The sequence below is a fragment of the Candidatus Frankia alpina genome, assembly GCF_902806485.1.
Classification (GTDB): Bacteria; Actinomycetota; Actinomycetes; order Frankiales; family Frankiaceae; genus Frankia; species Frankia alpina.
Genome location: NZ_CADCWT010000142.1, coordinates 1 through 12,965, shown reverse-complemented (window position 1 = coordinate 12,965; position 12,965 = coordinate 1). Strand labels below are relative to the sequence as shown.

The following is a 12,965-nucleotide window of genomic DNA, read 5'->3' as shown; positions in this document are numbered from 1 at the left end:
ACACTCACACCCCGCAACAATTACCCAACCTCACAAATCGTTGCCGGGAATGGCTCACTCTGCCGAGCCAGGTCTAATATCGTGTTATAACGTCTTAGTGTTCATCGACAAGAAAACATCATTGTTTCTCGGCGGGCCCCGCTTGTCCTGGCGGTAAAAGATTGATTTCTTTTTCTTCCGTACTCTTCTTAAATTCGTCCGCTTTGGTTAGACAAGCGGCGTGCATGAGCGAGCGGTGCTCCGATGGGGCGCGAGTGTGGTGTTGCTGACCGTCACCGGTATGGCTGGTGGCGTGATGTACTGGCCGGCAGGTGAGGCGTCCGGGTCGGCGGTGCTCGGCGGTCGGATGGCCGCCGGTGCGCCCATCACGGTGTCGGGCGCGGCGCGCACCCCGTCGTACGTGATCGCCGACGGCGTGGCCAGACCCGCGCCCCCCACCCCGAACACGCTGGCGACGGACGACGCGGTCGTGACGGGGCAGGTCGGCCGTCTCGCCACGGTCGAGCCGATCGCGGCGGCGCGCCGTGTCGCCTCGACCGGACTGGCGGCGCGCCGTGTCGCCTCGACCGGACTGGCGGCGCGGTTGCGCAGCTACCTCGCGGGCCGACCGGGTCACGTCAGCGTCGCCATGTACGACGCGGTCGCCGGCACCACGGCCGTCTACACCGATCCGGCCGTCGCCGGCTACGAGACGGCGAGTTCGGTCAAGCTCGATATACTCACGGCGCTCGTGCAGCGGGCGGGCGCGTCGGGGCGGCTCACGGCCCGCGAGCAGGCGCTGGCCCGGCGGATGATCTCGGTCAGCGACAACGCGGCGGCGAGCGCTCTGTGGGCCGACGTCGGCGGCGCGCCCGCGATGAACGCCTTCTTCGCCCGTCTCGGCATGCACGCGACGACGGCGGGACCGGGCGGCAAGTGGGGGTTGACCCGGGCCACCGGGGCCGACCAGCTCGCGGTGCTGCGGGCGATCTCCTACCCGGGCACCCTGTCGGCCGCCGGGCGGGCCACGGTGAGCGGCCTGCTGAAGACCGTGAGGGGCCTGACCGGCGGTGTGCCGGCGGGGGTCACAGTGGAGCTGAAGAACGGCTGGCTGCCCCGCACCAGCGGCTGGGTGATCACCAGCCTGGAGCACGTCCACGGCGCCGGCCGCGACTACGTCATGGCCGTCTACACGAAGAACGGGCCGAGCATGCAGTCGGGCATCACCACCGTGCAGGGGCTGTCCGCGCTGGCCTGGAAGGCGGCGAGAAGCTCGGCGGCTGCCGGGCGGCGGGTGGCGGCGAGCTGCGGCGGCGGGCCCGACCGGCCGGCCGTCGCGGTTCTTCGCCGTGTGCTGTCGCCGTGTGCTGTCGTCGTCCCCCGTCGCGTGCTCCGGACCGGGAGCTGTACCTCGGCCTGCGACGGGGGTGCGTACGTACTGCGAATGCGGGGTTGCCGCGGCGGCCCGAGATCAGCCGCTGAAGCGGGCGACGGCTCGCATCTTGTTCATCGCGTCGAGCGCCGCGACCTTGTAGGACTCGGCCAGCGTCGGGTAGTTGAACACGCTGTCGACCAGGTAGTCGATGGTGCCGTTGCAACCCATCACCGTCTGCCCGATGTGGATCAGCTCGGTGGCGCCGGTGCCGAAGACGTGCACCCCGAGCAGGCTCCGGTCCTCGGGGCTGACCAGCAGCTTCAGCATCCCGTACGAGTCGCCCAGGATCGCGCCGCGGGCCAGTTCCCGATACCGGGCGATGCCCACCTCGAACGGGATCGCGAGCTCGGTGAGCTCGTCCTCGGTCCGTCCGACGTAGGAGATCTCCGGGATCGTGTAGATCCCGATCGGCATGAGCTCCGCTCGCATCGCGTTCACGTTCTCACCGCAGGCGGCGTAGGCCGCCAACCGGCCCTGCTCCATCGAGGTCGCGGCGAGCGCCGGGAAGCCGATGACGTCGCCGACGGCGTAGATGTGCTCGGCCTCGGTGCGGAAATCGGAGCCGACCTTGATCCGGCCGCGGTTGTCCGCGGACAGGCCCGCCGCCGGCAGGTTGAGGATGTCGGTGAGCCCCTGCCGTCCCGCCGAGTACATCACCGTGTCAGCGGGCAGCTTCTTGCCGCTCTCCAGCAGGGTGAGCGTCCCGCCGTTGTGCCGCTCGACCGATACCACCGACTCGCGGAAACGGAACGTCACCGCCAGGTCTCGGAGTTGGTACTTCAGGGCCTCGACGATCTCGACGTCGCAGAAGTCCAGCATGCGGTCCCGCCGCTCGACGACCGTCACCTTGGTGCCGAGCGCGGCGAACATCGACGCGTACTCGATGCCGATCACCCCGGCGCCGACGACGACCATCGACCGCGGCAGCCGTTCCAGGGCCAGGATCTGGTCGCTGTCGACCACCGTCCGGCCGTCGAAGTCGACCGTGTCCGGCCGCGCGGGCCGGGTGCCGGTGGCGATGATGATCCGCTCGGCCGAGACCCGCCGATCCTCGATGTCCCCGGCCGCCCGCACGCTGACCGTGTGCGGGTCGATGAAGCTCGCCAGCCCGGTCAGCAGCGTGACGTGGTTGCGGCTGAGCTGGTTGCGGATGACGTCGATCTCTCGACTGATCACGTGCCTGGTCCGGGCGGACAGATCACCTACGGTGATGTCGTCCTTGACCCGGTAGCTCGACCCGTACAGCTCGCGCTGCGACATGCCGGTCAGATAGAGAACGGCCTCCCGAAGCGTCTTGGACGGGATCGTGCCAGTGTTGATGCTGACACCGCCGATCATCTCCCGCTTGTCCACGATCGCGACCCGCCGGCCGAGCTTGGCTGCCGCGATCGCAGCCTTCTGCCCGCCGGGTCCGGACCCGATGACGAGGACGTCATAGTCGAACACCGTCACCTCCCCGCATTCTTTCCGGCTCCCGGTGAAGCTGAGGCTATCTGGCTGGAGCGGGTGGGTCGGCAAGTTGCACGGTCTTGTTACGTTTATTTCTTCTCCGCGTTTTCCTCTGAGGGTTTCAGCCATGCGATATCGCGGAGAGTAAACACCATCGATCTTTCCGTAATAACCGAGACGTGCCGGCGGCGGGTGGCCCTCTCGAGCCGAGTCGTCGCCGTCGCCCGCGCCTGCCCGGCCCGCCGGGCGCACGCCGGGCATACTGCGGGCGCACAGCGACATCGGATGATCTTCGCCGGCCCGTTCGAGATTTGTGCCGCCGCCACCCGTAACGAACGGGCCGCCGTCTCATTAGACCAGAGGCGGGGGTCGTGGAGGCTGTCTGGGGGGTCTTCCACGACCCCCGTCGCTTCGCCGCCGCGCCACCGTTGTCGGGACGGACGCCCGCCCGCCCGTTGTCGGGAGGTGCGCTGGGAGCGGTGACCTGCCTGGAGCGGCGCCGGACGCCGGCTCCGGAGGATCCTCCGGAGCCGGCCGATCCGGACGCGGGTGGATCGTCCTACGGATGGGTCATCGAGAGCACGTCGAGGGCGGCGTCGAGCTGGGCCTCGGTGAGCTTGCCGGCCTCGATGTAGCCGCGCTCGATCACCACCTCGCGGATCGTCTTCTCCTCGGCGAGGGACAGCTTCGCGACCTTCGCCGCCTCCTCGTACCCGATGTACTTGTTCAGCGGAGTCACGATGGACGGCGAGGACTCGGCGTAACGCCGGCAGCGCTCGACGTCGGCGACGATTCCGTCGACGCAGAGGTCCGCGAGCAGCCGGCTGATCGTGGACAGGATGTGGATCGACTCCAGCAGATTGCGCGCGATCACCGGCAGCATCACGTTGAGCTCGAAGTTGCCGGCCGAGCCGCCGAAGGCGACCGCCGCGTCGTTCCCGACGACCTGCGCAACGACCTGACAGACCGCCTCCGGGATGACCGGGTTCACCTTGCCGGGCATGATCGACGAGCCGGGCTGCAGGTCGGGCAGGTGAATCTCCCCGAGGCCGGCCCGCGGCCCGGACGAGGCCCAGCGCAGGTCGTTCGCGATCTTGTAGAGCGAGATGGCGACGACCCGCAGCACCCCGGACGCCTCGACCAGGCCGTCCCGCGACGCCTGCGCCTCGAAGTGGTTACGCGCCTCGGTCAGCGGCAGGTCTGTGCTGGCGGCCAGTTCCTCGATCACCGCGGCGGAGAAACCGGGCGGCGTGTTGATGCCGGTGCCGACGGCCGTGCCGCCCAGCGGCAGCTCGCCGACCCGCGGCAGGGCCACGTTCAGGCGCTCGACGCCGAGGCGCACCGCCGCCGCGTAACCGCCGAGCTCCTGACCGAGCGTCACCGGTGTGGCGTCCATCAGGTGCGTCCGCCCCGACTTCACCACGTCCGCGAACTCGGTCTCCTTGCGGCCGAGCGAGGCGGCGAGGTGCTCCAGCGCCGGGATCAGCTCCTGCACGATCCCCTGGGTCGCGGCCACGTGGATCGACGACGGGAAGACGTCGTTCGACGACTGCGACGCGTTGACGTGGTCGTTCGGGTGCACCGCCCGGCCGAGCCGCTCGGACGCCAGCGACGCCAGCACCTCGTTCGTGTTCATGTTCGATGACGTGCCGCTGCCGGTCTGGAACACGTCCAGGGGGAACTGGTCGTCCCAGTCGCCGCGCGCGACCTCGGCGGCCGCGTCCGAGATTGCCTCGGCGATGTCGGCGTCCAGCACCCCGAGCTTGGCATTGACCGTCGCCGCCGACGCCTTGATCCGCGCAAGCGCCTGGATGTGTGCGCGGGAGATCCGCTGGCCGGAGACGGGAAAGTTCTCCACCGCCCGCTGAGTCTGAGCCCGCCAACGGGCCGATGCCGGCACCCGGACGTCGCCCATGCTGTCGTGCTCGATGCGGTATTCCTGCTCGCTCATGCGCCCGTTCTCCCGATGTTCCGTCGCCGTTGACCTGCATCTGACCAGCACCGCACGCCGTGCCCACCGCCCGGCGGGAGGCCGCCGTAGACAGGCCCCAGGGCCGACCCTAGGACATGCCGGGCGACTGGCGCCCGCGGCGCACGGGAGCTCTCACACCTTTCCCCGCAAAGCGCCTTCGGTGCTTTGCGGGGGCCCCGGGTATTGGGCGCCGTGCGGGTTTCGGTCAGATCGCCTTCGGCGATCTTCCCTGGGGGTGGTGGTCGCGATGGTGGGGTGTCTTTGGCGAGCTTCGGTGGATATGGGTGTCGGCATGATCGCGCGAGCCTGGTGCGATCATGGTAAGGAACAGGTAGGCGCTTTCCCACGCATCCGCCGTCGCGCGCGGCGCCTGGCCGTGCCGTCGCCCGGTCTGCGACCCGCCTCAGCCGCACCGTCTGCTGTCACGGAACGTGATAGCAGGACGGGAAGGGGGCTGCGGAGACGCTGCACTATGTGGGGAACCCGGGGGAGTGGCAGGTCGGGCCGGCTGGCAGGGACGGGGAGCGGGGCGCCAATGAGAGACGCCCACTGCCCCGCCCCGTGGCATCGATGCCACGGGGCGGGGCAGTGGGCGTCGTTGTTGGGGTGGCCGCCGCTTAGGAAGCGGCGGCCTCGCGCTCGCGGGCGCGGATGTCACGGCGCAGCTCGGGTGGGAGGGCGAACAGGAGGTGCTCGTCGGCGGAGGTGACCTCCTCGACGTCGTTGAACCCATGCTCGGCCAGCCAGGCCATGACGCCGGTAACCAGCTCCTCGGGGACCGAGGCGCCGCTGGTCACGCCGACGGTCTCGACGCCCTCCAGCCAGCTCGCGTCCACCTCGGTGGAGTCGTCGACGAGGTGGGCGGCCGGTGCGCCGGCGTCGAGCGCGACCTCGACCAGACGCACCGAGTTCGAGGAGTTCGGCGAGCCGACGACGATGACCAGGTCGACCGCGCTGGAGATCTCCTTGACGGCCACCTGACGGTTCTGCGTCGCGTAGCAGATGTCATCGCTCGGCGGACCCTGCAGGTGTGGGAAGCGCTCACGCAGGGCCTTGACGGTGGTCTGCGTCTCGTCGACGGAGAGGGTGGTCTGGGAGAGGAAGGCGACGTGCTCCGGGTTGCGCACCTTCACCCTGGCGGCATCCTCGGGACCGTCCACCAGGTGAATGCGGTCAGGTGCCTGGCCAGTGGTGCCGACGACCTCCTCGTGGCCCTCATGGCCGATGAGCAGGATGTCGTAATCCTCGCGGGCAAACCGACGCGCCTCGGAATGCACCTTGCTGACGAGCGGACAGGTTGCGTCAATGGTGCGCAGTTGACGCGAGGAGGCCTCCTCGTGCACGGTCGGCGCGACCCCGTGCGCTGAGAAGACCACGGTGGCGCCCTCTGGTACCTCGTCGGTCTCGTCAACGAAGATCGCGCCCTTGGCCTCCAGTGTCCGTACGACGTGGAGGTTGTGCACGATCTGCTTACGTACGTAGACCGGCGATCCGTAGAGCTCCAGCGCCTTCTCCACGGTCACGACAGCTCGATCGACACCGGCGCAGTAGCCGCGCGGCTTGGCAAGAAGGACCCGGCCCATGCTGGGCAGTCTACGCGGTGAGGGGCCTGCTGGAAGAGCCGCGGGCGATGCATCACGTGTCGGCGACATCGTCCGCTCCACCTCCGGCCACGGTCGCGCGGACTCTTCTGGACCTGTCGGACGGACCGGCTACGGTGCCCGAATGGCCCTGACCTCGACACCCGAACAACCCTTGCCGGTTCGCACGGTCTCGCGCGCCGTCGGCGACTGGGTCCACCGGCTCGGCCGGGTGTGGGTTGAGGGACAGGTCACGCAGCTCGTTCGCCGGCCCGGAATGGGCACTGTTTTCCTCACCCTCAGGGACCCCGTCGCGGATGTGTCGCTGCGGGTCACCTGTTCGCGAGCGGTCTGTGACGCTGTCGGCCCCGCGCTCGTGGACGGCGCTCGGGTCGTCGTGTGGGGCAAGCCGTCCTTCCACCCCGCCCGCGGCACGCTCGCCCTCGCGGTGGTGGAGATCCGCCCGCTCGGTGCGGGTGCCCTGCTGGCCCGGCTGGAGCAGCTCAAGGCCACGCTGGCCGCGGAGGGCCTGTTCGCGGCGTCTCGCAAGCGGCGCCCGCCGTTCCTGCCCTCGACCGTCGGGTTGATCACCGGGCGCGCCAGCGCCGCGGAGCGCGACGTCGTCGAGAACGCACGCCGCCGCTGGCCGGCGGTGCGGATCGTGCTGCGGGAGGTGGCCGTCCAGGGCCCGCTGGCGGTGTCCCAGGTCATCGACGCGCTGCGCGAGCTTGACGGTCGGGCCGAGGTCGAGGTGATCGTCATCGCCCGTGGGGGTGGGTCGCTGGAGGACCTGCTGCCGTTCTCCGACGAGGCGCTGGTGCGCGCCGTGGTGGCCGCGCGCACCCCGGTCGTGTCGGCGATCGGCCACGAGCAGGATGCGCCGCTGCTCGACTTCGTCGCCGACGTGCGCGCCTCGACCCCCACCGACGCCGCCAAGCGGGTGGTGCCCGACGTCGGCGAGCAGTCCGTCGCGGTCGCCCAGCTGCGGGCGCGCGCGCGCCGCGTCGTCGAGCATCGACTGGACCGGGAGGAGCGCCGGCTCGCGGACATGCGAGGCCGCCCGGTCCTCGCGGCGCCCGCCCGCGACCTCGCCCGGCGCTCGGACGACGTCGCCGCCCTGCTGGCCCGCTCCCGGCGCTGCGTGCATCACGCGCTGGACGTGACGGCACGCGATCTGGTCGCCACCCGCGCCCGGGTGCGGGCGTTGTCCCCGGCGGCGACCCTCGACCGCGGGTACGCCGTCGTGCAGCGCGCGGCGGACGGCGCGGTCGTACGCGACCCTGCGGAAGTCGGACCGGGCGAGCGGCTCGCCATCCGGGTGGCGGGCGGGGCACTCGGGGCCGCCGTCACCGAGGACTGAACCGACCACGGCATGAGCGTCGGGCGTCAGGCGTCGCGGGTGGGGTCGGTGGCAGCAAGCCGGGCACGGGCGCCGTCGAGTAGGGCCTGGCAGGTCCGGGCCAGCTCCTCCCCGCGCTCCCACAGGGCCAGCGACTGCTCCAAGGTCACCCCGCCCGCCTCGAGCTGGCGGACGACCTCCTCCAGCTCGGCGCGGGCGGTCTCGTAGCTGACCGCCGGCGACGACTGGGGGCCGCGGCCTGTCTGGGGGCTGCCCGGGGCCGGCGCGCCGGGAAGATCGGGCGTTTCCGGTGCGTCCGAGTTCGGCGTGCTTCGGTTCGGTCGTGCGGCCCGCCCGTTCCCGGGCGAGTCGCCGAACGTTGTGGAACCAGGACTTTCAGACATCGCGACCTCCGCGCCCCTGAATACCCAATTTTCGGCCAATGCGATGCCATGGCCCGATCGTGACGCCTCGCACCTCCGCGCACCTCCGCGCGGCTCGGGCGAAATTCGACGCGGCGTGTCACGAGTATTCCCGACCGGATCCGGCGCCACGCCGGGCGCCACCCGAAGCCGGAAGTATCGCACTCCGTCGGCGCAACGTGATATCAATCGGGCGACAATCGTGGTCGAAGTGGGCTGGCCTGGCGGAGATCCATAGTGCAAGGTCGCTGCAGAACGTTTCAGATTGGTGGGGTCCGCGAATGTGCGGGCCCCACTCGGCTGGCCGCCCGTCCGCTTCGGGCGGTCCGGAGGTACATCACATGCCCGGCGCACGTCCGTCGCTCCGACGCCAGGCCGTCGTCGGTCGCTCCCGGAGGCGAGTTCCACCCGCCTCCCCGAGAGGTTCGGTCCTGCTGCGGCACGACCTCGCCGGCACGGCGTCTCGCGACACCAGCTCCACCGATCAGGGCGGTCGGGGTGACCGGGCCAATCGGCGCATCCTGGCCGGCGGGCCGCTGCTGCGGCGCGCGGCTGGTCTCAGCCTCGGTCTGGCGGTGCTCATCCCGGCGGCTAACGCCTGGGACGGCTCGCACGGCCATCCTGTGCCGTCCGAGCGGCCTCCCATAGCCGCCGGAGCCGGCCAGCACTGAGGTAGTCGAGGTCGGCTCCGCCATCGCGACGATTCCGGCAGTACTGGATACCCGGACCCGCAGGTCCGGGTATCCAGCCCGCGGTGTCGACAGCGGCTGGCATCGGCTCCGGGCCATTCGGCGCACATTGCGTGTGTGCCGCCTCGAGCCGCGAGCCATTCGACGCGAAGTCTCGGCGGACGATCCGATTCTTACCATTTGGGTAAATTTAAGTATTTTGCGGAGATGGCGGCCAGAAACGTCCATCGGGATGCTTGGCGTTCCGCATCACTCTCGGCGTTCCGTATGGCTCTCGGCTTCGCGTTCGGGTTCCCGGGCGGACGATCCGCGGGCCGTCAGGCTCCGCTGGGCTGGACCGGCTGGAGCGATTCGGCGAGGGCGACCAGGTCGGCCTGGGTCGCGCCACCCTTCCCTCCGCCGTCGTCGATGATGATCGTGAGGTCCTGGTCGGTCCGGCTGATCGCGAGATGGCCGTCGGCGTCCGGGCGCTGCTCCCAGGGAGCCCCGTCGACGTCCACGGTCCCGTGCGGCGGCCGGTTGCCGAGCAGCTTCTGCACCGCCTTCGGCGCGTTGCTCTCCCGCAGCCGGACGTACGTCCGATGGCCGGACCGGTCGATGACGTAGCCGATCGTCGCCTCGGCGATGTTGCCGCCGTCGGAGCTGCCGGTGGGGCCGGTCAGCCGCAGCGAGGTCGGCTTCCAGTACCCGGGCAGTCCGGCGGGGATGAGCGGGGTGTAGGACGTCTGCCGGGCGAAGGCCGCCATCGGCTCGGCCGTCGTGACGACCTTGACCGCCGTCTCATCGCCGCCGCGCGGCATCACGAAGATGACGAAGACCAGAACGCCCGCCATGACCGCGGCGAGGGAGAGGATCATGTCTCTGATCGTTTCCTGGCCGCGTCGCTGTCGTTGTGCCACGCCCCCATCTTCCAGGTCTCGGCGAGCCGGTGGTGGGCCGGGACCGGTTCGGGCGGCCCCTTACGGCACCGGTGTGGCGAGGATCTCGCCCACAGTGGGTGCCGTGAACGGGGTGGAACGCCGACGGGCGGCCGTCACGCCCCCTCCGCGTGACGGCCGCCCGATCGAAGCGTTTGACGCCTGTATGCACTGGAAGGTTGCGCGCAAGTTTTCGACTCGCCGACTGTCACACGCACGACAGACTGGATGCCTCGGTTCGTCTGACACCGAGCGATACTCCGGGATACGTTTGAGGGGGCTCGACCCGTCGCGGGGCCGGCTATCTCGGGCGTCTGCGGGGTAGCCGAACTAGGCTCACGGCCGTGCCTTCCGCTCCCGATGCCTTCGCCGCCAGGTCCTCCGACTCCTCGGCTGTGCCCGACACGCTGGCCGTGCAGGGGCAGGCCCCGGACCGCAACCTTGCCCTCGAACTCGTCCGGGTGACCGAGGCCGCCGCGCTCGCCGCGGCGCGCTGGGTCGGCCGCGGTGACAAGAACGGCGCCGACGGTGCCGCCGTCGACGCGATGCGCCGGCTCGTCGGCACCGTGTCGATGCGTGGCGTCGTCGTCATCGGCGAGGGGGAGAAGGACGAGGCCCCGATGCTGTTCAACGGCGAGCAGGTCGGCTCAGGGGAGGGCCCGGAGTGCGACGTCGCCGTCGACCCCGTCGACGGCACCACGCTCACCGCCAAGGGCATGAACAACGCCGTGTCCGTCATGGCGGTCAGCGAGCGCGGCTCGATGTACGACGCCAGCGCCTGCTTCTACATGGAGAAGCTGGTCACCGGGCCGGAGGCGGCGGACGTCGTCGACATCACCGCCTCCGTCGAGGACAACATCCGGGCCGTGGCGAAGGCGAAGGCGATCCACCCGCGCGACGTCACCGTGGTCGTCCTGGACCGCCCGCGGCACACCGAGCTCGTCGAGCAGATCCGTGCCGCCGGCGCCCGGGTGAAGCTCATCTCCGACGGCGACGTCGCCGGCGCCGTGATGGCCGCCTCCGCCGACACCGGTGTCGACCTGCTGCTCGGCATCGGTGGCACGCCGGAGGGGATCATCACCGCCTGCGCTGTGACGTGCCTGGGCGGGGTGATCCAGGGTCGGCTGTGGCCCAAGGATGAGGCCGAGCGGAGCAAGGTCGTCGCGCTCGGGCACGACCCGGAGCGGGTGCTGTCCACCCGCGACCTCGTTGCCAGCGACAACGTCTTCTTCGTCGCGACGGGAATCACAGATGGTGAGCTGCTGGCCGGGGTACGGTACCGCCCGGGTGGCGCCAGCACGTCGTCACTGGTGATGCGCTCCCGCTCGGGCACGATTCGCCGGGTCGACAGCCAGCATCAGCTCACCAAGCTGCAGGCCTACTCCACCGTTCCGTTCTGATCTCGCTGCCGGGAGGCGATCGCGTGGCGCGGCTGTCCCCCGCGGCATTGTTCGTCCGGCTCGACCAGCCAGGGCCGCATGGCAGCGCGGCGGAGGTCCGGACGCTGGCGGCTGCCGTCCGCCGGTTCCTCGCCCATCCCCGCCCGCCGGTGCTGCTCGGCTGCGTGGGGGGACTCGCCGCCGTGCGCGCCGCCCGCGGGCCGTGGCGGGCCCGGGACACCCGGATCGCCGTGGCTGCCGCCGTCGCGCAGCCGTTCGTCGAATGGGGTGTGCACCGGCTGGTGCTGCACGCCCGCCCGGCCAGCCGGCTGGGTGCCGTCGGCTACCAGCTCGCCGGCTACGGCCACGAGCAGCACCACCGTGACCCGGCCGACCTGGACACCATGTTCCTGCGCCCACGCGAGGTCATCACCGGAACGGCCGCGGCGGCCCTGCCGGCGCTGCTCGGACCGCCCTCGGCGGCGACGGCGGCGCTGTGCGCGGGTGTCGGCGTGCTCGCCTACGACTGGACGCACTTCCTCATCCACACCCGGGTCCCACCGCGGACGGCGTACTACCGGCGGATCTGGCGCGGCCATCGCCTGCACCACTACCGCAACGAGCGCTACTGGCTTGGCGTGACCAGCCCCCTCGGGGATCTGGCCCTGCGCACGAATCCACCGCCGGACGCCGTTGAGCTCTCCCCGACCGCCCGCGGCCTCGCCGCCCCCGGTCTCGCCACCCCAGGCTTCACCGCCGCCGCGGTCGTTCGGTAGGCGAGTGATTCCGAACCGGCCGATCGCGGTGGGTGGGAAGCGTTGCGGTGCGATGCGCACGATCCGCAGGGCTCAGACCGGGCAAAACGTGCCGCAACCGGCCCCGCCCTGGAACGGACTCACTCGCCTGGCGTTCGTCTAGCGTTCCCGTCTCGCCGCCACAGGCCGGACCGTCCCGGATTCGGCGCTGACGCCGGCTCCCCCCTCCCTGCTGGCTCCTCCCTCCGGGCTGGCTGCTGCGGCCGTGGAGTGAGCGGGGCTGGGGCTGGGGATGACCGTGGTGCCCGCGATGGCGCCAGAAGCTGCGGCAGGTCCGGGTAGCCGGGGCTCGGAGTGGCCGAGGCGGGGGCGGGGGCGGAACGGGCCGGCGGAGCCGGCCACCCGGGGAAGCCGCAGGGCATGGCCCCGGCGCGGCGGTGGATGCGGCTCGGACCGGCCGACTCCCTCCAGCCAGGCCCGCAGCCGGCTGTCCGGCGTCGTCGCGTGACCGTCAGGCGGGCCAGGGCGAAGCCGGTCGTCGGCGGAATGGGACAGCATGTCGCGCACCGCGCAGGCCGAGCTGTACCCGGCGGAGATCACCAACTGGCGGACGGACAGGTCGTAGCCGCCGCCGGGGTAGGCGAACGTGCGCGGCTCGTCCCCGATCGCGACGGCGAGGCGGCGCCGGGAAAGCGTCAGCTCCGCGATCACGTCCGTGCGGGTCAGCTCGTTCAGCGGTCGGCCGGTGTGTCTGGACCCGCCGATCTCGATTCCCAGCCCACGGATGCGATGTAGGTCAGCCCGATGGAAATAGCCCGGATCACCAACACGTGAACTGGTCACGAAGACCGTGGCCGTCAGCCCCCACTCGGCCAGGCAGCGCAGCGCGTTCATTGTTTCCGCGACGCCGTCGTCGAAGGTGATGACGAGCGGATTCTTCGGGGCGGATGCGACACCGAGGGAAGCGACGTATCCGGACACCGTCATCGACTGAGCCTTTCCCGGTAGCGTTTCGTCGCTTTGCGTGACATCAATGTTGTGTTGGTGTG

At 70.7% G+C, this 12,965-nt stretch carries 12 protein-coding genes and 1 pseudogene; 5 read left to right on the top strand and 8 right to left on the bottom strand.

The features are described 5' to 3' along the window. Positions 1 to 207: 207 nt before the first annotated feature. Both G6R25_RS15350 and G6R25_RS27350 read right to left on the bottom strand, forming a co-directional pair. Entirely contained in the window at positions 208 to 498 is a 291-nt protein-coding gene (locus tag G6R25_RS15350; RefSeq protein WP_163553509.1) for a hypothetical protein, read from the bottom strand. Positions 499 to 684: 186 nt separating this feature from the next. After that, positions 685 to 885, bottom strand: a complete 201-nt coding sequence (locus G6R25_RS27350; RefSeq protein WP_235948578.1) for a hypothetical protein — start codon at positions 883 to 885, stop codon at positions 685 to 687. On the opposite strand from G6R25_RS27350, the pseudogene G6R25_RS27345 reads away from it, so the two are divergent. After that, positions 791 to 1,114: pseudogene (locus G6R25_RS27345) on the top strand (serine hydrolase); the annotation flags it as partial. The gene G6R25_RS27350 and the pseudogene G6R25_RS27345 overlap by 95 nt on opposite strands. 336 nt (positions 1,115 to 1,450) lie before the next feature. On the opposite strand, the gene sthA reads toward G6R25_RS27345, so the two are convergent. The 3 genes from sthA to G6R25_RS15330 form a co-directional block, all read right to left on the bottom strand. Then, the gene (gene sthA, locus G6R25_RS15340; RefSeq protein ID WP_163553510.1) at positions 1,451 to 2,860 is read right to left on the bottom strand and encodes a Si-specific NAD(P)(+) transhydrogenase; all 1,410 of its coding nucleotides are present in this window, start codon (positions 2,858 to 2,860) and stop codon (positions 1,451 to 1,453) included. A gap of 562 nt (positions 2,861 to 3,422) precedes the next feature. Continuing rightward, on the bottom strand, positions 3,423 to 4,814 hold the full coding sequence (locus G6R25_RS15335; protein WP_163553508.1) for a class II fumarate hydratase: 1,392 nt from the start codon (positions 4,812 to 4,814) through the stop codon (positions 3,423 to 3,425). 638 nt (positions 4,815 to 5,452) lie between these two features. Further along, complete coding sequence (locus G6R25_RS15330) at positions 5,453 to 6,418, bottom strand: 4-hydroxy-3-methylbut-2-enyl diphosphate reductase (RefSeq protein ID WP_163553507.1); 966 nt, start codon at positions 6,416 to 6,418, stop codon at positions 5,453 to 5,455. Between the two features lie 142 nt (positions 6,419 to 6,560). Between G6R25_RS15330 and xseA the strand changes: the two genes are divergently transcribed. Beyond that, complete coding sequence (xseA, locus tag G6R25_RS15325) at positions 6,561 to 7,775, top strand: exodeoxyribonuclease VII large subunit (protein WP_163553506.1); 1,215 nt, start codon at positions 6,561 to 6,563, stop codon at positions 7,773 to 7,775. A gap of 26 nt (positions 7,776 to 7,801) precedes the next feature. Here the strand turns inward: xseA and G6R25_RS29745 are convergent, their stop codons facing one another. After that, a complete protein-coding gene (locus G6R25_RS29745; RefSeq protein WP_163553505.1) occupies positions 7,802 to 8,158 on the bottom strand; it encodes an exodeoxyribonuclease VII small subunit in 357 nt (118 codons plus the stop codon). 359 nt (positions 8,159 to 8,517) lie between these two features. On the opposite strand from G6R25_RS29745, the gene G6R25_RS15315 reads away from it, so the two are divergent. Beyond that, entirely contained in the window at positions 8,518 to 8,847 is a 330-nt protein-coding gene (locus G6R25_RS15315) for a hypothetical protein (RefSeq protein ID WP_163553504.1), read from the top strand. A gap of 335 nt (positions 8,848 to 9,182) precedes the next feature. Here G6R25_RS15315 and G6R25_RS15310 read toward each other — a convergent pair whose 3' ends face one another. Further along, positions 9,183 to 9,764: a DUF4245 domain-containing protein gene (locus G6R25_RS15310; RefSeq protein WP_163553502.1), complete on the bottom strand. Its 582-nt coding sequence runs from the start codon at positions 9,762 to 9,764 to the stop codon at positions 9,183 to 9,185. A 362-nt stretch (positions 9,765 to 10,126) separates the two neighbouring features. On the opposite strand from G6R25_RS15310, the gene glpX reads away from it, so the two are divergent. Together glpX and G6R25_RS15300 are read left to right on the top strand one after the other, a co-directional pair. Then, positions 10,127 to 11,182 (top strand): class II fructose-bisphosphatase, encoded by a 1,056-nt coding sequence (glpX, locus tag G6R25_RS15305; RefSeq protein WP_235825772.1) that lies wholly within the window; start codon positions 10,127 to 10,129, stop codon positions 11,180 to 11,182. Between the two features lie 23 nt (positions 11,183 to 11,205). Continuing rightward, positions 11,206 to 11,937 (top strand): sterol desaturase family protein, encoded by a 732-nt coding sequence (locus G6R25_RS15300; RefSeq protein WP_163553501.1) that lies wholly within the window; start codon positions 11,206 to 11,208, stop codon positions 11,935 to 11,937. A 138-nt stretch (positions 11,938 to 12,075) separates the two neighbouring features. Here the strand turns inward: G6R25_RS15300 and G6R25_RS15295 are convergent, their stop codons facing one another. Next, positions 12,076 to 12,903, bottom strand: a complete 828-nt coding sequence (locus tag G6R25_RS15295) for a polysaccharide deacetylase family protein (protein WP_235948574.1) — start codon at positions 12,901 to 12,903, stop codon at positions 12,076 to 12,078. Positions 12,904 to 12,965 lie beyond the last annotated feature (62 nt).